General features: G+C 69.2%; 18 protein-coding genes. 2 read left to right on the top strand and 16 right to left on the bottom strand.

Going from position 1 to position 23069, the window contains the following annotated elements; all coding sequences use genetic code 11:
* Nucleotides 1-424 precede the first annotated feature (424 nt).
* Nucleotides 425-1222: an alpha/beta fold hydrolase gene (locus ASG80_RS18095; RefSeq protein WP_056733265.1), complete on the top strand. Its 798-nt coding sequence runs from the start codon at nt 425-427 to the stop codon at nt 1220-1222.
* Between the two features lie 496 nt (nt 1223-1718).
* Here the strand turns inward: ASG80_RS18095 and ASG80_RS18090 are convergent, their stop codons facing one another.
* From ASG80_RS18090 to ASG80_RS18065, 6 genes are all read right to left on the bottom strand, one after another.
* Nucleotides 1719-2759, bottom strand: coding sequence for a LacI family DNA-binding transcriptional regulator (locus ASG80_RS18090; protein ID WP_056733263.1), 1041 nt, complete (start codon nt 2757-2759; stop codon nt 1719-1721).
* An 82-nt stretch (nt 2760-2841) separates the two neighbouring features.
* Entirely contained in the window at nt 2842-3891 is a 1050-nt protein-coding gene (gene yjfF / locus ASG80_RS18085) for a galactofuranose ABC transporter, permease protein YjfF (protein WP_082590618.1), read from the bottom strand.
* Nucleotides 3888-4934: an ABC transporter permease gene (locus ASG80_RS18080; protein WP_056733261.1), complete on the bottom strand. Its 1047-nt coding sequence runs from the start codon at nt 4932-4934 to the stop codon at nt 3888-3890. The genes yjfF and ASG80_RS18080 overlap by 4 nt, the downstream gene beginning before the upstream one ends.
* Entirely contained in the window at nt 4931-6604 is a 1674-nt protein-coding gene (locus ASG80_RS18075; RefSeq protein ID WP_082590616.1) for a sugar ABC transporter ATP-binding protein, read from the bottom strand. The genes ASG80_RS18080 and ASG80_RS18075 overlap by 4 nt, the downstream gene beginning before the upstream one ends.
* Before the next feature lie 179 nt (nt 6605-6783).
* Complete coding sequence (locus ASG80_RS18070) at nt 6784-7761, bottom strand: ABC transporter substrate-binding protein (protein ID WP_200952611.1); 978 nt, start codon at nt 7759-7761, stop codon at nt 6784-6786.
* Nucleotides 7762-8540: 779 nt separating this feature from the next.
* Nucleotides 8541-9125 carry an HhH-GPD-type base excision DNA repair protein gene (locus ASG80_RS18065; RefSeq protein WP_056733258.1) on the bottom strand — a complete coding sequence of 195 codons (585 nt, stop codon included), beginning with the start codon at nt 9123-9125 and terminating at the stop codon, nt 8541-8543.
* 171 nt (nt 9126-9296) lie between these two features.
* Here ASG80_RS18065 and ASG80_RS18060 point away from each other — a divergent pair, with 171 nt between their 5' ends.
* Entirely contained in the window at nt 9297-9671 is a 375-nt protein-coding gene (locus ASG80_RS18060) for a glyoxalase superfamily protein (protein ID WP_056733257.1), read from the top strand.
* A 68-nt stretch (nt 9672-9739) separates the two neighbouring features.
* Here the strand turns inward: ASG80_RS18060 and ASG80_RS18055 are convergent, their stop codons facing one another.
* The 10 genes from ASG80_RS18055 to ASG80_RS18010 form a co-directional block, all read right to left on the bottom strand.
* Nucleotides 9740-10843: a LacI family DNA-binding transcriptional regulator gene (locus tag ASG80_RS18055; protein ID WP_156401936.1), complete on the bottom strand. Its 1104-nt coding sequence runs from the start codon at nt 10841-10843 to the stop codon at nt 9740-9742.
* 10 nt (nt 10844-10853) lie between these two features.
* The gene (gene araA / locus ASG80_RS18050) at nt 10854-12377 is read right to left on the bottom strand and encodes an L-arabinose isomerase (protein WP_056733255.1); all 1524 of its coding nucleotides are present in this window, start codon (nt 12375-12377) and stop codon (nt 10854-10856) included.
* Nucleotides 12378-12423: 46 nt separating this feature from the next.
* A complete protein-coding gene (locus ASG80_RS18045) occupies nt 12424-14040 on the bottom strand; it encodes a xylulokinase (RefSeq protein ID WP_056733253.1) in 1617 nt (538 codons plus the stop codon).
* Nucleotides 14037-14756, bottom strand: coding sequence for an L-ribulose-5-phosphate 4-epimerase (locus ASG80_RS18040; protein WP_056733250.1), 720 nt, complete (start codon nt 14754-14756; stop codon nt 14037-14039). The genes ASG80_RS18045 and ASG80_RS18040 overlap by 4 nt, the downstream gene beginning before the upstream one ends.
* Nucleotides 14757-15208: 452 nt before the next feature.
* Nucleotides 15209-16453: a multiple monosaccharide ABC transporter permease gene (gene mmsB / locus ASG80_RS18035; RefSeq protein ID WP_056733248.1), complete on the bottom strand. Its 1245-nt coding sequence runs from the start codon at nt 16451-16453 to the stop codon at nt 15209-15211.
* Between the two features lie 24 nt (nt 16454-16477).
* A complete protein-coding gene (gene mmsA, locus ASG80_RS18030; RefSeq protein WP_056733246.1) occupies nt 16478-18007 on the bottom strand; it encodes a multiple monosaccharide ABC transporter ATP-binding protein in 1530 nt (509 codons plus the stop codon).
* A gap of 140 nt (nt 18008-18147) precedes the next feature.
* On the bottom strand, nt 18148-19221 hold the full coding sequence (gene chvE, locus ASG80_RS18025; RefSeq protein WP_200952621.1) for a multiple monosaccharide ABC transporter substrate-binding protein: 1074 nt from the start codon (nt 19219-19221) through the stop codon (nt 18148-18150).
* Between the two features lie 185 nt (nt 19222-19406).
* The gene (locus ASG80_RS18020) at nt 19407-20168 is read right to left on the bottom strand and encodes an L-ribulose-5-phosphate 4-epimerase (RefSeq protein WP_056733441.1); all 762 of its coding nucleotides are present in this window, start codon (nt 20166-20168) and stop codon (nt 19407-19409) included.
* A gap of 242 nt (nt 20169-20410) precedes the next feature.
* Nucleotides 20411-21430, bottom strand: coding sequence for a LacI family DNA-binding transcriptional regulator (locus tag ASG80_RS18015; RefSeq protein ID WP_082590612.1), 1020 nt, complete (start codon nt 21428-21430; stop codon nt 20411-20413).
* 134 nt (nt 21431-21564) lie between these two features.
* A complete protein-coding gene (locus tag ASG80_RS18010; protein ID WP_235508385.1) occupies nt 21565-23034 on the bottom strand; it encodes an MFS transporter in 1470 nt (489 codons plus the stop codon).
* Between the last annotated feature and the right edge of the window lie 35 nt (nt 23035-23069).

The raw sequence follows: 23069 nt of genomic DNA, 5'->3' as shown, positions 1-23069 counted from the left end.
CCGCGGAGCCCGGGCGGGTTATCCACAGGCCGCCCACTTCGGAAAATCTCGCCTGTGGACAGATTCCCCGGCGTGTCGCGAATCCCGACACCTTGGGGCTCCCGGATGCCGCGACCCCTACATATGGTGTTGTAACTCTCACGATGCCACTACCCACCGACATTGCGGGCGTCGCGCGTGTGTCGCAGACGCGGGTCGAGGAGCCGCGCAGCGGCGTCTCGAGACCCCCCTCGCGGCTGCCGCGGCATCCGCCAGCCGGCTTCTACAGGAAGAACCACTCGACACCCCGGCGCGGCACCCTGGTGTGACCCGGCGTGCCGCGCGAAAGTTCCTGCACTTCGCGGTGCGGGGCCCTGCGGCATCCGTCGGTGGAGGACGTCGCCGGGTCGGCGTAACCTGTCGCCCGAGCGGCGAAGGGGGCCCGATGACCGAGTTCGTGACATCCGCCGACGGCACGCGCATCGCCTACGACGTCGAGGGGTCGGGGCCGCCCGTGATCCTCATCGGCGGGGCGATGCAGTTCCGCGGGTTCGACCCCGTCACCGTCGAGATGGCGCACCTGCTCGCCGGCCACGGGTTCACCGTCGTGAACTACGACCGCCGCGGGCGGGGCGAGAGCCCGGCGGATGCCCCGATCACCCTCGCCCAGACGATCGACGACCTGCGCGCGCTCACCGACGCGCTCACCGAAGGCGCGGACGACGCCGTCGCACTCTTCGGCAACTCGTCGGGCGGGTCGATCGCGCTCGCGGCCGCGGCCGCCGGGCTGCCCGTGTCGCGGCTCGTGTTCTTCGAGGTCCCGCTCGACGAGGAGAGCGGCACCGAGGGCGCCGAGTACCTTGCCGGCCTGCGCGAGCGCATCGCCGCCGGCGACCGAGCGGGAACGATCGAGTTCTACATGGAGGACATGCCACGCGAGTGGCTGGACGGCGCCAAGCAGAGCCCCGCGTGGCAGCTCATGCTCGACATCGCGCCGAGCCTCGAGCCCGACGCCGAGTCGCTCGCCTGGACGCAATCCGCCCCGCGCGCGGAGCTCTGCCGCAGCATCACGGCGCCGACCCTCGCGCTCGTCGGCGAGGAGACGCTGCCCACCATGACGTCGGCCGCGGTATCCGTCGTAGCGTCGATGCCGAATGCGCAGACGCGCACCATCCCCGCGGCGAACCACTCGTGGGAACCGCGCACGATGGCGCTCACCATCGCGGAGTTCCTCGTCGACTAGTGGGGCTCACCGGGCTGGCTCCAGGTCGGGCGGTGTCGGTCTGAGCGGATACCACGGATGCCACGGATGCCACGGCGTCCGCCGAACCCGCCAGCCGCCCCGGTGTGTCACCCGTCCGCGGCGCGCCCGCCACCGTCCCTCCTCATGGCACCGCCTCTCCGCGTGCGCGGGTGCCGAAGTACCGAAGTACCGCAGCGCCGATGCGCCGATGGACCTGCGGTGCCGTCACGGTGAGCGGGGCGGCGGCCGTCTCTGTCGGCACGGGAGGTCCCGCCTGAGAATCGGTATACACGTCGACAAATGGACTGGTTCTGCAGCGAGGAACTCCTCTCCCATCATGGCGCGCTGCTCCCATCGTGGCGCGCTGCACGAGGCATCCGTCGACGTGATCGCATCCGGCGGGAAGAGGCCGCGCCATTTCTCCGCTGCCCCCTCCGTGTGCGCTGCCGAGACGCCGGCGCCGAGCCGCGACATCCGCGTCGAGCCGCGACCGGCGTCAGGACGTGACTGCGACCCGCTCCATGCTCGGCGCGGCGGTGCTCGTGCGCACGATGAGGTCGGGCACGCGCGGCGTCGGCATCAGTCGTTCGTCGTCGCCGAGCACCGCGAGCACCCCGGCCATGGCGTCACGTCCGAGCGCATCGAAGTCCTGGCGAATCGTCGTGAGAGGCGGCACGAAGTGCGCCGCCTCGGGGATGTCATCGAATCCGACGACACTCACGTCGCCCGGCACCGAGAGGCCGGCCTCGGCGAGCGCGTGCATCACGCCGAGCGCCATCTGGTCGTTCGACACGAATACCGCCGTCATCACGGTGTCGCGAGCGAGGGTGCGTCCGTGCACGTATCCGCTGCCCGGCGACCAGTCACCCACGAGCGGCTCACGCGCCGCCAGCCCGTGCTCGCTGAGCACGGCCGACCAGCCGCGCACTCGTTCCGCGCCGTCCATGGCGTTGGTCGGGCCGCTGACGTGGCGGATCTCACGGTGACCGAGGCCGATGAGGTGCTCGACCGCGAGCCGGGCGCCTGCGTACTGGTCGAGCCAGACGCGGTGCATGCCGCCGCGGTCCTCGGATGCCACGGCGACGATCGGCACGCCGAGCTCCACCCCGTCGAGGGCGTCGAGCGCCGCACGCTGCGCGGCGATCAGCACGATCGCCTCGACGTTCTGGCGCACGAGCAGTTCGGCCGCCGAGCGCATGCTCGGGGCATCCGTCTCGAGCATACTCGCCGTGATGACGGCGTACCGGGCGTCGCGCGCCGCCTCGTTGAAATGCAGGGCCGTGCTCGAGGGGCCGTAGTCGGGCGCGCCCGTGACGATGAGGCCGAGGGTGCGGGTGCGGCGCGTGACGAGGGCCCGCGCCGCGGGCGACGGCACGTAGCGCAGCTGCTTGATCGCCTGCTCGACGCGCGCACGCGTGGCGGGCCGCACGTTCGGCAGGTCGTTGAGCACGCGCGAGACGGTCTGATGGGACACGCCTGCGAGTCGCGCGACGTCGAAGATCGTCGCGGCCCGCGCCTTGTCGTCCCGGTCGCTCACTCGGTGCCGCCCCCTGTCCCGCGCCGTCGGCGCGATCGTTCTCGTTGATTATCCTGCCCGGGGGTGTCCGAGCCCCGGAGGCTCAGCGTCTTCTGGCGGTGAGCACCTTCTGCAGAATGATGAAGACGAGCAGCAGGGCGCCGATGAAGATCTTCGTCCACCACGACGAGAGCGTGCCCTCGAACGTGATGATCGTCTGGATGACGCCGAGCACGAGCACGCCCAGCACCGATCCGAGCACGAACCCATAGCCGCCGGTGAGCAGCGTGCCGCCGATCACGACCGCGGCGATCGCGTCGAGCTCGGTGCCGATCGCGGTCAACGGATACCCCGAGAGCGTGTAGAAGGTGAAGAGCACGCCGGCGAGTCCGGAGCAGAAGCCCGAGATCACGTACACGAGCACCTTGGTGCGCGCCACCGGAAGGCCCATGAGCAGGCCGCTCTGCTCGCCTCCGCCGATGGCGTAGACGGTGCGGCCGAACCTGGTGGCCTGCAGCACCCACACGGCGATCGCGACGACCACGAGCGCGATGATGACGCTCGGCGTGATCGAGAGGTTCCCGCCGAGCGGGATGCGGGCGACGGCGAGCTGCACGAACGTCGGGTCGGTGATCGAGATCGAGTTCTGGCTGATGACGTAGCAGAGGCCTCGCGCGAGGAACATCGCCGCCAGGGTGGCGATGAACGGCTGCACCTTGAAGACGTGGATCATGAGCCCCACCAGCAGCCCGAGCACGCTCGTGAGCACCAGGATGAGCGGGATCACCGCGGCGGGCGACCACCCCGTCTGCAGCAGGCTGGCCGCGATCATGCCGCTGAGCGCGACGACCGCGCCGACCGACAGGTCGATGCCGCCGGTGAGGATCACGAACGTCATGCCCACCGCGAGCACGATGAGGTACGAGTTGTCGACGAGCAGGTTGAGGAACACCTGCCCCGAGAAGAAGCCGCGGTAGCGCACGCCGCCGATGATGAAGATCGCGACGAACAGCACGGCGGTCACCGTGACCGGGCCGTACTTCGGGCTGGTGAGCAGGTTCCGGATGCTGCGCGCGAGACCCGCGCGTGGGCGCGGGCCGACCGGGCCTCCGGTGCGGATGGGACGCTCGGGCGCTTCGAGGAGCTTCGTCATGATGCTGCCACCCCCTTGCCGGCTCGCACGGCCAGTCGTCGTCGGAACCCGCTCAGCGCGTCGGCCGTGGTGGGCGACTGGAGCAGGCACACGATCGTCACCACCGCCGCCTTGAACACCATCGTCGCGATCGGCGGGATGCCGACCGTGTACACCGTCGTGACGAGCGTCTGGATGACGAGCGCGCCCACGAGGGTGCCGACGAGCGAGTACCGACCGCCGGCCAGCGACGTGCCGCCGATGACGACGGCGAGGATCGCGTCGAGCTCGATGAAGAGGCCGGTGTTGTTCGCATCGGCCGCGGCGGTGTTCGCCGTGAGGATGAGGCCGGCGATCGCCGCGCAGAACGCACTGAACGTGTAGACGACGAAGAGCAGCCCTCTCGCCCGCACGCCGGCCTGGCGGCTGGCCTCGGGGTTGATGCCGACCGACTCGATGAACATGCCGAGCGCCGTGCGGCGGGTGACGAGCGCGGCGACGCCGAACACGACGGCCGCGATGATGACGGCGATCGGGATGCCGAGCCAGAAGCCCGAGCCGAGGGCCTTGAACGGCGGGCTGTTCACCGTGAGGATCTGCCCCTCGGTGATGAGCATCGCGACGCCGCGGCCGGCGGTCATGAGGATGAGCGTCGCGATGATCGGCTGGATGCCGAGCACCGCCACGAGGAATCCGTTCCACACGCCGAGCACGAGCGAGATGAGGAGCGCCACCGTCACGGCGACCGCCACCGTGGCCGGGCTGCCCGGCTCGGGCGACCCGAGGATGATCGAGCAGGCGACCGCGCCCGCGATCGCGGCGACCGCGCCGACCGAGAGGTCGATGCCCCGGGTCGCGATGACGAGGGTCATGCCCACCGCGATGATCAGCGTCGGCGCACCGTTGCGCAGGATGTCGATCAGGCTCCCGAACAGGTGCCCGTCGCGCACCGTCACCGTGAAGAAGCCGGGGAACGCGATCAGGTTGATCGTGAAGAGCACGAGCAGCATCACGACGGGCCAGAACAGCCGGTGCGCGACGAGCCGGGCGAGCAGGGCGCTCATCGGCTGCCTCCTGTGGAGTGGGTGGTGGTGGAATCGGATGCGGATGCCTCGGGCGCGGCGAGCGCGGCGACCGGTTCGCCGTCCGGGGTGCCCGCGGCATCCGCGGCATCCGTGCCATCCGGATCGTCGTCACCGGAGCCGTCGGCGATGAGGGCGAGCAGCGAGTCGACGGTGAGCCGGTCGTTCTCGAGGTCGGCGACGACGTGGCGGTCGCGCAGCACGACGATGCGGTGGCTGAGGCGCAGCACCTCCTCGAGCTCGGCCGAGATGAACAGCACGCTCATGCCGTTCTCGGCGAGGTTGAAGACGAGCTTCTGGATCTCGGCCTTCGCGCCGATGTCGATGCCGCGCGTGGGCTCGTCGAGGATGAGGAGCCGGGGTGCGATGGCGAGCCATCGCGCGAGCAGTACCTTCTGCTGGTTGCCGCCGGAGAGATTTCGCACGAGCGCGTCTGGGTTGCCCGGGCGGATGTTGAGGGCCTGGATGTAACTCTGCGCGAGGTCGTCCTGCCGCTTCTTGGGGATCGGCCGGAACCAGCCCCGGTCGGCCTGCAACGCCAGCACGACATTGTCGCGCACGGTGAGGTCGCCGACGACACCCTCGTCGCGGCGGTTCTCCGATGAGAACGCGATGCGGTGGGAGATGGCCTGGCGCGGGGTGCGGAGCTTCGTGGGCTTCCCGCCGATCGACAGCTCTCCCGTGTCGGCGCGGTCGATGCCGCCGAGGAGGCGCGCGAATTCCGTGCGGCCCGATCCGAGCAGGCCGGCGAGGCCCACGACCTCGCCCGCCGCGATGGGCAGGTCGGCCGGGTGGATCGCCCCGCGACGACCGAGCTTCGCGGCGTTCACGAACAGCGCGGCATCCGACTCGTCGACGACGACCGACCGCGCGCGCTGCTCGAGGTCGTCGAGCGCGGTGAGCTCCTTGCCGATCATCTTCTGCACGAGGTCGATGCGCAGCAGCTCCTCGACCAGGTACTCCCCCACGAGCTTGCCGTTGCGCAGCACGGTGAGGCGGTCGCAGATCTCGTACACCTGGTCGAGGAAGTGCGAGACGAAGAGGATCGCGACGCCTTGCTCCTTCAGCGAGCGGATGACGCGGAAGAGCTCGGCGACCTCGTCGGCGTCCAGGCTCGAGGTGGGCTCGTCGAGGATCAGCACCTTCGCCTGCACGTCGATGGCGCGGGCGATCGCCACGAGCTGCTGCACGGCGAGCGAGTGGTCGCCGAGGAGCGACGCCGGGTCGAGGTCGAGGTTCAGGCCCGCGAGCAGCTCGGCGGAGCGTCGGCGCATGGCGCGCCAGTCGATCGATCCGAACCGGCGCGGCTCCCGGCCGAGCATGATGTTCTCGGCCACCGACAGGTTCGGCAGGAGGTTGACCTCCTGGTACACCGTTGAGATGCCGGATGCCTGTGCCTGGGCGGGTCCGCTGAACGACACCTGCTCGCCCGCGAGCGTGATGGTGCCGGCGTCGATGCCGTACACGCCGGTGAGCGCCTTGATGAGCGTGGACTTGCCCGCGCCGTTCTCGCCCATGAGCGAGTGCACCTCGCCCGGGAACATGCGGAAGTCGACGCCGTCGAGCGCCTTGACGCCGGGGAACGTGATCGAGATGCCGCGCATCTCGATCACGGGTGCTGGGTCGGGGTGGTGGGTCACGATGCTCTCCATCGAGTCGGCGGGACGCGCCTGCGGCGCGGCATCCGCTCGGTTGGTTCGGGTGGTTCGTGCGGTGCGACGGATGCGGCGGTCCCGATTCCGAGGATAGGGGTGCGGGTGCGCGGCCTGGACGACCACGCACCCGCCGAGACTCCGGCGAGCGGATGCCGCGGCATCCGCTCGCTCGGAACTCAGTACTGGCGGTCGGGCAGCGCCTCGATGGCCTGCTCCTGCGTGAAGGTGGTCTCCTCGGTGATGATGCGCTTCTCGGGCGTCTCACCGTCGTTGATCTGCTTCACGATCTCGACGAGCTGCTTGCCGAGCAGGGGCGAGCACTCGACGATGAAGTTGATCTTGCCGTCGGCGAGGGCCTGCATGCCGTCCTTCACCGCGTCGATCGTGAGGATCTTGATGTCGACGCCCGGAACGAGCCCGGCCGCCTCGATCGCCTCGATCGCGCCGAGGCCCATGTCGTCGTTGTGCGCGTAGATGAGGTCGACGCCCGGGTTCGACTTGAGCAGCGCCTCGGTGACCTGCTTGCCACCGGCACGAGTGAAGTCACCAGTCTGGCTCGCGACGACCTCGAGGTTGGGGTTCTCGGCGATGACCTCGGCGAAGCCCTCGGCGCGGTCGATCGCCGGAGCGGCGCCGGTCGTGCCCTCGAGCTGGATGATCTCAACGGGCTCGGTTGCGTCGGCGAACTCCTCGAGTACCCATGCGCCGGCCTTCTCGCCCTCGACGATGAAGTCGGAGCCGAGGAACGACTCGTAGAGCGACTCGTCCTTCGAGTCCACAGCACGGTCGGTGAGCACGACGGGGATGCCGGCGGCCTTGGCCTCGTTGAGCACGGCGTCCCAGCCGGTCTCGACGACCGGAGAGAACGCGATCACGTCGACCTGCTGCTGGATGTAGGAGCGGATCGCCTTGATCTGGTTCTCCTGCTTCTGCTGGGCGTCGGAGAACTTGAGCTCGATGCCCGCCTCCTCGAAGGACGCCTGGATGTCCTTCGTGTTCGCGGTGCGCCAGCCCGACTCCGCGCCGACCTGGGCGAAGCCGACGACGAGCTCGTCGAGCGGCTTGGGGCCCTCGCTCGCGGCGCCTCCGCTCGCGCATCCCGCAAGGGCGACGAGCATCGCGCCGGCGGCCGCGATTCCGATGAGCTTCTTCATCAGTGTGAACCTCCTTGTTCGTGGTGCCGGCGGCGTCTGCGTTGCTGCGTTCCTGGTGCGCCGGGCGGCCAGATCATCCTGGCCGCATTCAGGATGTTAGCGCTCACTTGTTAGCGCTCACAAGTCCAATTTTGATAACGGATGCATAACGCCCGTGTTTGCCCGCGCACGCACGGCTCTGGGCGCGGATCAGGGCAATCGTCGCATGATGCCGACGAGTCGCGCGTTGCGTCGGGCGCTGGCCGTGCCCGTTGCGGATGTGAGCGCTCAAATCGCATCGAACGTATGCCATCATCGGCGGCTGTACGACGCGGCGCGGTGTGAAGGTTGCCGGCGTCGAACGATGCCGCGGCGTCGAGGTGTTGACGTGCCGAGGTGTCGATGCGCTGGAGGGTCGAGGCGCCGAAGTGCCGCAGTGCCGCAGTGCCGCAGTGCCGCAGTGCCGCAGTGCCGCAGTGCCGTGGTGCCGAAGTGCCGAAGTGCCGAAGTGCCGAAGTGCCGCAGCTTGTGGAGAGGGAAACACCATCCGGCGCGCGCGAACAAGCCTTCAGCGGTCGGTGGTCGGCACCTGGCGGCCGGAAGTGGCGGCTGCGGTCGGCGGCTGGTGGTTTCCGGCGGCGGCTAGTGGCCTTCGGCGGCGGCGGCTAGCTTCGGCGGCGGCTGCTGGCTGCTAGCTTCGGCGGCTGTGGTCGGCGGCTGGTGGCTGTCGTCGCAAGCTTCGATCGGCGACCGTGGACGGCAGTGGGGCTGGGCGGCTGCGGCTGGCGCCCAGTGCCGACTCAGCCCTTCGCGGACTTGGCCGCTGCCTTCGCCGCCTGCTTCGTGGCGCGCACCTTGGCGAGCGACTCGGGATCGGTGATGTCGGCGACGGAACGGTGATATCCGTCCTCGCCGTACGCACCCGCGGCCTCGCGCCAGCCCGGCGCGTTCAGGCCGACCTGCTTGCCGAGCAGGGCAAGGAAGATCTTCGCCTTCTGTTCGCCGAAGCCGGGCAGCCCCTTGAGCCGCTTCAGCACCTCGGCACCGTTGGGATCGCCCTGGGTCCAGATCGCGGAGGCATCCGCGCGCCAGTCGTCGACGACCGCCTGTGCGAGCGACTGCACTCGCCCGGCCATCGAGCCCGGGAAGCGGTGCACCGCCGGCGTCTGCTTGAACACCTCGACGAAGCGCTCGGGGTCGTAACCGGCAACGGTCACGGGGTCGATGGAACCGACCCGCTGCTTGATCTTGAGCGGCCCGGCGAAGGCCGTCTCCATCGGGACCTGCTGGTCGAGCAGCATGCCGGTGAGGAGGGCGAACGCGTCGGTGCTGAGCAGCTCGTCGGCCGCGGTGTCTCCGGTGATATGCAGTGCCATGTCGTCCATCCTCGCATCGCGCCGCGCGGCCGTCACGTGACGAGCGGGTGCCAAGATGACGAAGGGAAGACGTGCTCTTTAGCGGACAGGAACCGACCGCTATTTTGCCTAGCCTGATGGCATGACGATTCGATCGAGTCGAATCGCGCCATCGAAGACCCTCACCGAGGAAGGCCCATCATGGACTGGAAGATCGAACTCATCCACGTGCCCGTCAGCGATGTCGACCGTGCGAAGGCGTTCTACGTCGACAAGCTCGGCTTCAATGCCGACCACGACTTCCAGGTCAGCGACGAGATGCGCTTCGTGCAGCTCACGCCTCCGGGATCCGCGTGCTCGATCGCGATCGGCACGGGGCTCGGCGGCACCATGCAGCCGGGGCAGCAGGACAGCATCCAGGTCGTGATCCCCGATGCCGACGCCGTGCTCGCCGACCTGCGCGCGAAGGGGGTCGACGCGGAGGGCGTCGACGAGCAGCCATGGGGCCGCTTCGTGAGCGTCACCGACCCCGACGGCAACCGCTGGACGCTGCAGGAGATCCAAAGGGCCGAGTAGCCCGGCGCGCCGCGGCTCGCTGCGCCGATCGCGTGGGTGCGACGCGAGCCGTGCGGCCCGGACCGGGCTCAGCCCCGTGGCGCAGTGCTCGCGCGCACGACCAGCTCGGGCACCCGAGCGGTGCGGTCGGGCGCCGACGGCTCGTCGCGCAGCACATCGAGCACCGTGGCCATGATGTCGCGGCCGAGCCCCTCGAAGTCCTGGCGCATGGTCGTGAGCGGCGGCGCGAAGTATGCCGCCTCGGGGATGTCGTCGAAGCCGATCACGCTGAGGTCCTCGGGCACTCGCACCCCCGCCTCCCGGCATGCGTGCAGCAGTCCGATCGACATCTGGTCGTTGCCGACGAAGACGGCCGTCACTGTCGCGTCGTCGGCGAGCTCCCGTCCGAGGGCGTATCCGGATGCCGCGAGCCAGTCGCCCTCCGCCGGTTCACGCGGATCGAGCCCGTGGGCGCGCATGGCGTCGGCCCAGCCGCGGAGGCGCTCCGCGGCATCCATCGAGTCCGCCGGCCCGGCGACGTGCCGGATCTCCTGGTGCCCGAGCCCGATGAGGTGCTCGGTCGCCCGCACCGCGCCTTGGTACTGGTCCATCGAGACGCGGTGCATGCCGGGCTCGTCCTCGGATGCCACCGCCACGAGCGGCACGCCGGCGTCGATCCCGCGCAGCACCTCCACGCCCTCGCGCTCGCCCGAGATGAGCACGATCGCCTCCGCGCGCTGCAGTGCCAGGCGGTGCACGGCCTGCGTGAGCGAGCTCGCGTCGAGGGAGCGCATGCTCACCTGGCTGACGGTGTAGCCCGCGTCGCGGGCGGCCTCGTTGAAGCCGAGCGCCGCGTTCGACGGGCCGTAGTCGGGCCGACCCGCCTGTATGAGTCCGATCAACCCCGATCGGCGCCTCGCCATGGCACGGGCGGTCGGCGACGGCGTGTAGTTGAGCTCGGCGATCGCCTGCTCCACACGCAGCCTCGTCGACGCGGCCACGCCCGTGAGGTCGTTGAGCACCCGCGAGACCGTCTGATGCGAAACGCCGGCCCGGCGGGCTACGTCGAACATGGTGGGCACGCCCACCGGCTCGTCGACGTCGGGGGCCGGGGGGCCCGACGGGCTCACCTGGTCCGACACGGAGGCCTCGCGTGTGGCATCCGCCTCATGCGCGGCATCCGTGTCGGTCATCGGAACCGTCTCACAGGCCCTGTGCCAGGCGGTAGTAGGCCTGGTTCCAGCGCACCTCGCGCTGGAAGTCGGGCAGCGTGGTGTGCTCGTCGATGACGAGCAGCTCGACCTTCGCCAGCTCGGCGAAGTCGCGGAAGACGTCGACGCCGACCGCAGTCGACATGACGGTGTGGTGGGCGGCGCCGGCGGTGAGCCACGCCGCGGCACTCGTCTGGAAGTCAGGGGCGGGCTTCCAGACCGCGCGGCCGACGGGGAGGTTCGGCAGCGGATGCCGCGGCGTGACGTTCTCCACCACGTTCGCCGTGAGGCGGAACCGGTCGCGCATGTCGCTCATCGCGACGACGACCGCGGGACCCGGGTCGGCGGTGAAGACCAGGCGCACCGGGTCCTCCTTGCCGCCGATGCCGAGCGGGTGCACCTCGAGGGTCGGCTTCGCGGTCGTCAGCGACGGCGACACCTCGAGCATGTGCGCGCCGAGGATGAGCTCGTCGCCGGGCGTGAGGTCGTACGTGTAGTCCTCCATGAGCGACGCGCCGCCGGGCAGGCCGGCACCCATCACGTTCGCGATGCGCACGAGCACGGCGGTCTTCCAGTCGCCCTCCGCGCCGAAGCCGTAGCCCTCGGCCATGAGCCGCTGCACGGCGAGGCCGGGCAGCTGCTTGAGCGCGCCGAGGTCCTCGAAGCTCGTGGTGAAGGCGCCGAAACCGCCCTCCTCGAGGAACGACCGCAGGCCGAGCTCGATCGCGGCGCCGTCGCGCAGCGACTGGTGACGGTCGCCGCCGCGACGCAGCTCGGGCACCACCTCGTAGAGATCCTCGTACTCGGCGACGAGGAGGTCGACCTCGGCGTCGGATGCCGCGGACACCGCTTCGGCGAGCTCGTTCACGCCCCACGTGTTCACCTGCACGCCGAACCGCAGCTCGGCCTCGGTCTTGTCGCCCTCGGTCACCGCGACGTAGCGCATGTTGTCGCCGAAGCGGGCGAGCTTCAGGCTGCGGGATGCCGCGAGGCCGGCACCCGCGCGCTGCCAGGTGCCGAGCTCGCGCTGCACGCGCGGGTCGGACGCGTGGCCGACGATCGTCTTGCGGGGCACTCCGAGGCGGGTCTGGATGTACCCGAACTCGCGGTCGCCGTGCGCGGCCTGGTTGAGGTTCATGAAGTCGAAGTCGATCTCGCCCCACGGCAGCTCGACGTTCGCCTGGGTGTGCAGGTGCGCGAGTGGCTTCTGCAGCGCGTCGAGGCCGGCGATCCACATCTTCGCCGGGCTGAAGGTGTGCATCCACGCGACGACACCGATCACGTTCTCGACGGCGTTGGCCTCGAGCGCGACACGCTTGATGGCGGCGGAGTCGGTGAGCACCGGCATCCACACGACCTTCACGGGCACGCCGGATGCCGCATCGAGCGTCTCGGCGATCGCCTGCGACTGCGCGGCGACCTGCCGAAGGGTCTCCTCGCCGTAGAGGTGCTGGCTTCCCGTGAGGAACCAGACCTCGTAGTGGTCGAGGGAGGTGGTGAGCGGGGTGCGGGTCATACGTGTCTCCTTGGTGCGGCGTTCGATTGATCGGGGGTGCGCGTGGTCACAGCGCTTCGACGGCGGCCGCCTCGACGGCCAGGCCCGCCCGATAGTGGTCGAGGAATGCCGAGAACCCGGCGACGTCCTCGGCGACGGGGTCGACGGTGTCGAACGCGGCATCCGCGAAGACCCGCTCGCTCAGGTACGTGCCGAGGTCGACCTCGGAGGCCGCCGACAGGTAGGACGCCAGTACCGCGATGCCCCAGGCGCCGCCCTCGGAGGCCGTCTCGCCGACGGCGACCGGCGCGTCGAGGGCGCCCGCCAGCAGGCGCTGGGCGACGCCGGCGGTGCGGAAGATGCCGCCATGGGCGAACATCCGGTCGAGTTCGACGCCTTCGTCGGCGAGCACCCGCATGCCGAGCGCGAGCGTGCCGTACACGCCGTACAGCTGCGCACGCATGAAGTTCGCGAGCGTGAGTCGGCTGTCGGGGGTGCGGACGATCATGGGCCGGCCCTCGGCGAGGCCCGCGATCGGCTCTCCCGCGAGATGGTTGTACGCCAGCAATCCGCCAGCGTCGGGCTCGCCGTCGAGCGCCTCGCGGAAGAGCGCCTCGAACACGACATCGGTGTCGACCGAGAGACCGGCGACGGCGGCGAACCGCGCGAACACGCCCGCCCAAGCCGCCAATTCGCTCGCGCCGTTGTTGCAGTGCACCATCGCCACGGGATCGCCCGCCGGCGTCGTGACCACGTCGAGCTCGTGGTGGGCGTGCTCGAGCGGCCGCTCCAGCACGACCATCGCGAAGATGCTCGTGCCGGCACTGACGTTGCCGGTCCGGGGCGCGACCGAGCAGGTCGCGACCATGCCGGTGCCGGCGTCGCCTTCGGGCGGGCACAGCGCGGCTCCGGGCCGGAGCGTGCCCGACGGGTCCAGAAGCGCGGCGCCCTCGGCGGTCAGCTCCCCGGCCGGCCGGCCGGCCGGCAGCACCTCGGGGAGCAGCTCGACGAGGTGCAGTCCGGGCGCGCGGTCCGCAACGAGCCGGTCGAACACCTCGAGCAACGGCACGTCGTAGTCGTTCGTCGCGGAATCGATCGGGAACATCCCCGACGCGTCGCCCACGCCGATCGCTTTGCGGCCGGTGAGCTGCCAGTGCACGTAGCCGGCGAGCGTGGTGAGGAACGCGATCTGCGGGACATGCGGCTCCTCATCGAGGACGGCCTGGTACAGGTGGGCGATCGACCACCGAAGCGGGATGTTGAGGCCGAACTGCTCGCTGAGCTCGGCGGCGGCCACCCCGGTCGACGTGTTGCGCCACGTGCGGAACGGCACGAGCAGCTCGTCGCCCTCGTCGAACGCGAGGTAGCCGTGCATCATCGCCGACACGCCGATCGCGCCGAACGTCTGCGGCTGCACGTCGTGGCGGCGTCGCACGTCGGCGACGAGGTCGGCGTACGCCGCCTGGAGTCCCGACCAGACGTCCTCCATTGAATAGGTCCAGACGCGGTCGACGAACCGGTTCTCCCACTCGTGGCTGCCGACGGCGAGTACGTCGGTCGGATCCTCGCCGACCAGGCACGCCTTGATGCGGGTCGAACCGAATTCGATGCCGAGCGACGTGCGTCCCGCGAGGATCGTCGCCCGCGCATCGGCCTCTGTCTGCGGACTCGTGGACTCGGTCATCGGCGTGCATCTCCGTTCTGGCCATAGACGTTCTGGTATCGGTCGTAGAGACGGTCGATCGCGTCCTGCGGGATCGGCACGAGCGGGCCGGCCTCGCGGGCGAAGTGCACGGTGCGCGCGACATCCTCGACCATGACGGCGGCCTTGACCGCGTCCTTCGCGTTCGCGCCGATCGTGAACGGACCATGGTTGCGCATGAGGACCGCGCGGGAACGGTGGCCCGTGAGGGTGTCGACGATGCCGCGGCCGATCGAGTCGTCGCCGATGATCGCGAACGGGCCGATCGGGATCGGCCCGCCGAACTCGTCGGCCATCGCCGTGATGACGCACGGGATCTCCTCGCCACGCGCCGCCCAGGCGACCGCGAAGGTCGAGTGGGTGTGTACGACGCCGCCGATCGCGGGCATATGCCGGTACACGTAGGCGTGCGCCGCGGTGTCGCTCGACGGGCTGCGATCGGAGCCGGGCGTGCCCGGGATCACGTTGCCGTCGAGGTCGCAGAGGATCATGTTCTCGGGTACGAGCTCGTCGTACGAGACGCCCGACGGCTTGATCACGAACAGGTCGGCGCCGGGCACGCGGCCCGAGACGTTGCCGCCAGTCCAGACGACGAGCCCGTAGCGGATCAGTTCGCCGTGCAGCTTCGCGACGTCTTCGCGCACCTGCGCGATCGCCGCCTCGACCTCGGGCGCGAACTCGTGGGCCGTGCCGCTCACGCCGCCACCGCCCGGTCGGCCCGCCCCGACAGCGTGCCGTCGTCGACACCGATCACGTGCTGATCCTGGTCCGGCACGGAGACTCCTTCGTCATGGCGTTTCGTTAGCGCTAACGAACCAAGATGTTAGCGCTAACGAAGCCTTCGCTCAAGCCGGCCCGGACACTCCGCACGCGGCATCCGCTCGCTCCATGACCAACTGCAGGAAGAGTGGCGGGACACGCCGCCGGCCAGGGCCGCGAACTGCCGCGAGCACGCCAGAAGTTCCTGCGTTGCTCCCTCCTGCGAGGCAGCGGCGAGCGGTGGGCTGGGGCGAGGTCAGGGCCGGAGGGCGGCCCGGACACTCCGCACGCGGCATCCGCTGGGCCTCCGGTCCCTGCCACCACGACCACGGCCGGGAACGGCGAAGAGGGCGGATGCCGCGGCATCCGCCCTCTTCAGGGTCACCACACCCTACTGGCCGCCGGAACGACGCTTGTTGTACACGTCGAACGCCACCGCGAGAAGCAGCACGAGGCCCTTCACGGCCTGCTGCCACTCGATGCCGATGCCGAGGATCGACATGCCGTTGTTGAGCACGCCGATGATCAGGCCACCGACGATCGCGCCGCCGATCGTGCCGACACCGCCCTGCACGGCCGCGCCGCCGATGAACGCCGCCGAGATCGCCTCGAGCTCGAAGCCGTCGCCGGCCTTCGGACCTGCAAGGTTCAGGCGCGCGGTGAAGATGAGGCCGGCGAGCGCGGCGAGCACGCCCATGTTGACGAACAGCCAGAAGTCGACGCGGCGCGTCTTGATGCCCGACAGCTCCGCGGCGTGGCGGTTGCCGCCGATGGCGTAGATGTGGCGGCCGAACACCGTGCGGTTCATCACGATGCCGTACACGAGCACGAGCACGGCGAGGATGATGAGCGTGACCGGGATGCCCTTGTACGAGGCGAGCGAGTAGGCGAAGAAGCCGATCGCCGCCGACACGAGCACGAGCTTGGTGATGAACCACGCCATGGGCTCGACGTCCTGGCCGTACTTCTGGCGGCCGCGGCGGGTGCGCACCTGCTGCACGATGAGGATGACGATCGCGAGGGCGCCGACGCCGAGCGTGAGCGGGTCGATCTCGAAGTCGCCGAACACGTCGGAGAGGAAGCCGTTGCCGAGGGCGCGGTACTCCGCGGGGAACGAGCCGATGTTCGCGTTGCCGAGCACGACGAGCGCGAGGCCGCGGAAGATGAGCATGCCGGCCAAGGTCACGATGAACGCTGGAATGCCAACGAAGGCGACCCAGAAGCCCTGCCACACGCCGACGAGCGCGCCGATGCCGAGCGAGAGGATCACCGACAGCCACCAGGGCAGGCCCCATTGCACGGCGAACACGCCGGAACAGGCGCCGACGAACGCCGCGACCGACCCGACCGACAGGTCGATGTGGCCGGCGATGATCACCATCACCATGCCGATCGCGAGCACGAGGATGTACCCGTTCTGCACGACCAGGTTCGAGATGTTCTGAGGCCGCAACAGGATGCCGTTGGTGAGGATCGAGAACAGCACCACCACCGCGATGAGCGCGATGAAGATGCCGTTCTTGCCGAGATCGGCGAGCACGTGGCTCAGGCGGTCGGTGAACGTGTTCTCGACGGGGTTGACGTTGCCGCCGCCGACGTGCGTTTCCTCGAGGATGGGGGGGTTCGGATTCGACATGGTGTCTCCTGGGTCATCCGCGCGTCAGCGGGGCTTTTCCATGGTCATGAGCTTGAGCATCGCCTCGGGGGTGGCTTCCTCGACGGGGAGCTCACCGGTGATGCGGCCTTCCGAGAGGGCGTACACGCGGTCGCAGATGCCGAGGAGCTCGGGCAGCTCCGAAGAGATCATGACGATGCCCTTCCCGGCCGCCGCGAGGCGGTTGATGATCGTGTAGATCTCGTACTTCGCACCCACGTCGATGCCGCGGGTCGGCTCGTCGAGGATCAGTACGTCGGGGTCGGCGTAGATCCATTTCGACAGCACGACCTTCTGCTGGTTGCCGCCCGAGAGCTTGCCCGTCTTCACGAGCACGCTCGGCGCCTTGATGTTCATCGACTTGCGGTACTCGTTGGCGACCGCGTACTCCTCGTTGTCGTGCACGAGTCCGTACCTCTCGAGCTTCTTCAGCGACGCCATCGAGATGTTGCGCTTGATGTCCTCGATGAGGTTGAGGCCGTAGGTCTTGCGGTCCTCGGTGGCGTAGGCGATGCCGTGCCCGATCGCCTCGGCGACCGTGCGGGTCTTGATCTCCTCGCCGCGCAGGAACACCTTGCCCGAGATACGCGAGCCGTACGACTGGCCGAACAGGCTCATCGCGAACTCCGTGCGGCCGGCGCCCATGAGGCCCGCGATGCCGACGATCTCGCCTGCACGTACGTTGAGGTTCACGTTGTCGACCATCACGCGGGAGGAGTCCTGCGGGTGGTGGGCCGTCCAGTCCTCGACGCGCAGCAGCTCCTCGCCGATGTGCGGCGTGTGGTCGGGATAGCGGTGCTCGAGGTCGCGGCCGACCATGTCCTTGATGATGCGGTCTTCGGTGACATCCGCCTTGGCGATCGTCTCGATCGTCTTGCCGTCGCGGATGACCGTGACGGAGTCGGCGACCTTCTTGATCTCGTTGAGCTTGTGGCTGATGATGATCGACGTGATGCCCTGCCCCTTGAGGTGCAGGATCAGGTCGAGCAGGTGGTCGGAGTCCTCGTCGTTGAGCGCGGCGGTGGGCTCGTCGAGGATGAGGAGCTTCACCTCCTTCGAGAGCGCCTTCGCGATCTCGACGAGCTGCTGCTTGCCGACCCCGATGTCCATGATCTTCGTCGTGGGGTTCTCGCGCAGGCCGACGCGGGCGAGGAGCTTCGACGCCTCGAAGTTCGTCTTGTTCCAGTCGATCAGGCCGCCGCGGCCCTTCTGCTCGTTGTTGAGGAAGATGTTCTCGGCGATCGACAGGTAGGGGCTGAGAGCGAGCTCCTGGTGGATGATGACGATGCCCTTGGCCTCTGAGTCGCTGAGGTCCTTGAACTCCACCGTCTCGTTCTCGAAGACGATGTCGCCGCCGTAGGTGCCGTGCGCGTATACGCCTGAGAGCACCTTCATGAGGGTCGACTTGCCGGCGCCGTTCTCGCCGCAGATGGCGTGCACCTCGCCGCGCTCGACCTCGAGGTTGACGTTCGACAGCGCCTTCACGCCGGGGAACGTCTTCGTGATGCCGCGCATCTCGAGAATGTTGGTGGTCATCCTTGCTCCTGCTTCATTGCCGGGTGGGGCCGGTCGGATGACGGATGCCGCCGGGCCGGGACCTGAGGCGAGAGTGTACTCCCGCACCGGGCCCCGGCACGCGGGGGTCGCGTCATCCGACCGCCGTGTTCCGGTGGTGACTAGCCGTTGATTTCCTCTTCGGTCCAGTAGCCGCTGTCGACGAGGACCTCGATGATGTTGTCCTTCACGACGATCTCCGACTCGAGGAGGTACGACGGCACCGTCTTCACGCCATTGTCGTAGTCCTCGGTGTTGTTCACCTCGGGCTCCTCGCCGTTCAGGAGGGCGGTCGCCATGTCCACGGCCACGGTCGCGAGGTTGCGGGTGTCCTTGAAGATGGTCGAGTACTGCTCACCCGAGTTGATCGCCTTGACCGAGTCGAGCTCGGCGTCCTGGCCGGAGATGACCGGCCAGCCCTCGCCCACGGAGTAGCCCGCGTCGGTGAGCGCCGAGATGATGCCACGCGAGAGGCCGTCGTAGGGCGACAGCACAGCGTTGACCGTCGAGCCGTCGGAGTACGTCGAGGTGAGGAGGTTCTCCATGCGCTCCTGCGCGACCTCGCCGTCCCAACGGAGGATGGCGGCCTGCTCGAAGTCGGTCTGGCCCGACTTCACCACGAGGGTGCCCTCGTCGATGTACGGCTGCAGCGTGTCGATGGCGCCGTTCCAGAAGAACGTCGCGTTGTTGTCGTCGGGTGAACCGGCGAACAGCTCGATGTTGAACGGACCGGCGGGGGCATCCGCTGCCGCTTCGCCCTCGAGGTCGGTGAGGCCGAGGCCAGCGAGGAGCGACGTGGCCTGCTGCACGCCCACGATGTAGTTGTCGAACGACGCGTAGTAGTCGACGTTCTCCGAGTCGCGGATGAGGCGGTCGTAGGCGATGACGGGGATCTCCGCGTCTGCGGCATCCTGCAGCACCTGTGACAGCGTGGTGCCGTCGATCGAGGCGATGATGAGTGCTTCGGCGCCCTTCGTGATCATGTTCTCGATCTGCGAGACCTGGGTGGGGATGTCGTCCTCGGCGTACTGGAGGTCGACGGTGAAGCCCTGCTCCTCGAGCTGTTCCTTGACGGAGTCGCCGTCCTGGATCCAGCGCTCCGAGCTCTTGGTCGGCATCGCGACGCCGATGAGGCCGCCGCCGCCGCCCTCCTCGCCCGAGGCGCCCGTGCCCGAGCACGCGGCGAGCGCGAGCATGGAACCGGCCGCGAGGGTGGCGAGAAGCACCTTCTTCGTGTTCTTCACGGTGTGTCCTTTCACTGTGTCATTCATGGACGTCGTTGTCTTGGTGACAGTCGGAGCCGGCTTCGTCCATGCAAGCCGCCTCGCTCGCGCCATCCCTGCGGTGGTCGCAAGTTCTCGGAGAACCCGTGGTGCCTCGCTCATGCGTCGGCGGGTTCCGTTCGGCGGGCGTCGTTCGCCCGCCCGTCTGTGCTCGTCCGGCGGGCGTCGTTCGCCTGCCCGTAGACGTTCTGGTAGCGGTCGTAGAGGCGGTCGATCGCGTCCTGCGGGATCCGGACCAACGGACCCGCCTCACGAGCCAGCTGCACGGTGCGGGCCACATCCTCGACCATCACCGCCGCCTTCACCGCGTCCTTCGCGTTCGCGCCGATCGTGAACGGCCCATGATTCCGCATCAACACCGCCCGGGACCGGTGCCCGGACAGGGTCTGCACGATCCCCCGACCGATCGAGTCATCTCCGATGATCGCGAACGGACCCACCGGGATCGGCCCCCCGAACTCATCCGCCATCGCCGTGATCACGCACGGGATCTCCTCCCCCCGCGCCGCCCACGCCGTCGCATACGTCGAATGCGTGTGCACCACCCCGCCGACCTCCGGCATGTTCCGGTACACGTAGGCGTGCGCTGCCGTGTCGGACGAAGGGGCCCGATCGCTGCCCGGCGTACCCGGCACCACGTTCCCGTCCAGGTCGCAGAGGATCATGTTCTCCGGCGCCAGGTCGTTGTACGACACACCTGACGGCTTGATCACGAACAGGTCGGCACCCGGCACCCGGCCCGACACGTTGCCGCCCGTCCACACCACGAGGCGGTACCGGGTCAGCTCCCCGTGCAACCGCGCCACGTCCGCACGCACCCGCGCCACGGCGACCTCGACCTGCGGCCCGAACGTGCTCATCGTGATGCCCCGCAGCACGCGCTGGACCGGCCGGAACCGCACGGACGGTCGTGCGCGATGGGGGCTGTCGGCACGGTGACTCCTTCGTCGATCAGGATGGGGCGTCCCATGCGCCAGTCGATGTGACCGTTCACATGGCGACACTCATGTTAGCCACATCGATGAAGCTGCTGTCAAATCCGAGTTGTCACGGATCGGTAACAACAGACCCTCCGAGACGAGCACGCGGCGACGCCCCGCGGTCAGAACAGCGGTGCACCTGTGGTGCCCCGCACCACGAGTTCGGGCGTGATCGTGCCGCGGTAATCGGGCGCGGCGGGGTCGAGGTCGCCGAGGAGCAGGGCCACGCAGCGGCGGCCCAACTCGGCGAAGTCCTGGCGCACGGTCGTCAGCGGTGGCCAGAAATGCGCCGCCTCGGGGATGTCGTCGAAGCCGATGATCGAGACGTCGCGCGGGATCTCGAGCCCGGCATCGCGGATCGCGTGCATGAGCCCGAGCGCCATCTGGTCGTTCGACGAGAAGATCGCGGTGAAGTCCCGCACCGTGAGCAGCTCACGGCCTGCGTAGTAGCCGAAGTCCGCGGTCCAGTCGCCGAGGATCGGCGCCGTGGTGGGCACGTCCCTGGCGCTCATCTCTTCGAGGAAGCCGAGCATCCGCGCTTCGGCCTCGATCCAGTCCTGAGGGCCGGCGAGGTGGTAGATGCTGCGGTGGCCGAGGTCGATGAGGTGCCTCGTCGCCATGCGCGCACCGGCGATCTGGTCGACCGAGAGCGCGTGGCCGGGGGCTCGTCCAGTCGACTGGAGGGTCACGTAGGGCACGTCGATCGAGAGCTGCGCGAGGGTGTCGAACACGCGCACCTGCGGGGCGATGACGACGAGGCCCTCGATCCCCTGGGCCGCGAGGTGCGCGAGCCCGTCGGCGATGGAACGCGCATCGGACGACTCGATGTTCGCGGTGCTGACCCAGTAGCCGGCCGCGCGCGCGGCCTCCTCGATCGCGGCGATGCTCGAGGCGGGGCCGTACCAGGTGCTGGATGCCGACAGGATGCCGATGGTGTGCGAGCGGCTCGTGACGAGCGCCCGTGCCGCCCGGTTGGGCTTGTACTGCAGCTCGGCCATGACATCGAGCACGCGCTGCTTCGTCTCGGGCCGGATGCTCGGGTGGTGGTTCAGCACCCGGGACACGGTCTGGTGCGAGACGCCGGCGAGCCGCGCGACATCGCGGATGCTCGGGGGCCTCCCCCGGTGCAGCTCCTCAGGCACGACGCCCCCCGATCGATTCACGGCATGTGCACGGTCACATCCGTCGTCGTCTTCAATTATGCACAACTCTGCGGGAATGTGACTGTCACAGATGTGACGTCACATTAAGCCCGCAGGCGTTCGGACGATCGTCTTCAGGCGTCGATGGATGCCACGTCAGCACCCCGCGGCCGCACGCGCGGCGCGAGCACGACGGCCACGACGGCGATCGCCACGGTCACCGCGAAGTCGGCCGTGAACGCGCCGCCCACGATCGCGCTCGAGGCGAGCGCGGTGATCGCGAGGGCGACGGCCGCGCCGAGCGACTCACCGATCGAGAGCGCGGCACTGTTGAATCCCTGCGACGACACGGGCGAGAGTTTCAGCACCGCCACCGAGAACCGGGGGTACATGAAGCCCATCGCGCCGCCCGCGAGGGTCCACGCGACGAAGGCGATCACGGGCGGCAGGGTGAACGCGGCCACGAGCAGCACAACCACGAGCGAGACGGCCAGCAGCCCGGCGCCGATCTGCACCGCCTGCGTGTTCGACACCCGGTCGCCGAGTCGACCCTGCAACCAGGACGCCGCCGCCCAGGTGACGCCCGCGCCCGTGAGCACAGCGCCGGCGAGGCTCGGCGAGAAGTCGTAGCGCTCGATGAAGAGGTATGGCAGGTAGATCTCGCTGCCGAAGAACGCTCCCGCCACGATGAGCCGGAGCAGCACCGTTGCCGGCATGCCGCGCGCGGCACGGAGGGTGCCCGCAGGCATGAGCGGACGCGCCGCGACCGCGACGAGGACGACGGCGGCGATCGCGACGATCCATCGCCACGGGTCGGCGAGTTCCTTCGACAGCGACAGCGCGAGTGCGGATGCCGCCGTGAGCACCGCCCAGCCGACTCGGCCGAGACTCCACGGCACCGACGGGTCGCCCTGCACCTGGTCGCGCACCCGGAGGATGGGCGGCAGCATCATCGCCGCGGCCGGAAGCAGCAGCACGATGACGCCGAGGAACACCCACCGCCAGCTCGCGGTCTCGGCGACGGCGCCGGCGAGCGCGGGGCCGATGATCGACGGGATCACCCACGCGGCCGCGAACCCGGCGAAGACGCGGGCACGGAGTCGCTCCGGATACATGCGCGCGACGATGACGTACAACGGCACGATCACCGCGGCGCCGGCGAGCCCGTGCACGAAGCGGCCGATGATGAACACGATCATGTTCGGTGCCGTGCCGGCGATGAGCAGTCCCACGACGAACAGCACGGCCGACGTCACGAGCGACGGAAGGGCGCCGGAGCGGTCGGTCCAGTTGCCGGCGAGCACCATGCCGATGATGCCGGCGGCCAGCGGCACGGCGAATGCCAGCGCGAACAGGGCGATGCCGTCGAGGTCGCGCGCCACGAGGGGCATGATCGTGGTGACGGCCATCGCCTCGAACGCCGCGATGAAGATGATCGCGAACATGCCGATCGACAGCCAGCGAAACGGCTTGGACAGCGGCCCGCGGGCGTCGGTGCCGTGCTCGGCGTGAGCGGATGCCTCAGCCGACGCGAAGGCCTCGGCCGCGGGAACGACCGAGTGCTCCGAGGTCTCGGGGGCCGGGTTCGTCGTCGAGTCGCTCACTCGATCCAGCCTATCCCGGGCCACCCACAACGCCA

The organism is Agromyces sp. Soil535, from assembly GCF_001428255.1.
Classification (GTDB): domain Bacteria; phylum Actinomycetota; class Actinomycetes; order Actinomycetales; family Microbacteriaceae; genus Agromyces.
Note: the sequence above shows the minus strand (reverse complement) of the source record. Positions and strands in the feature narration are given on the sequence as shown.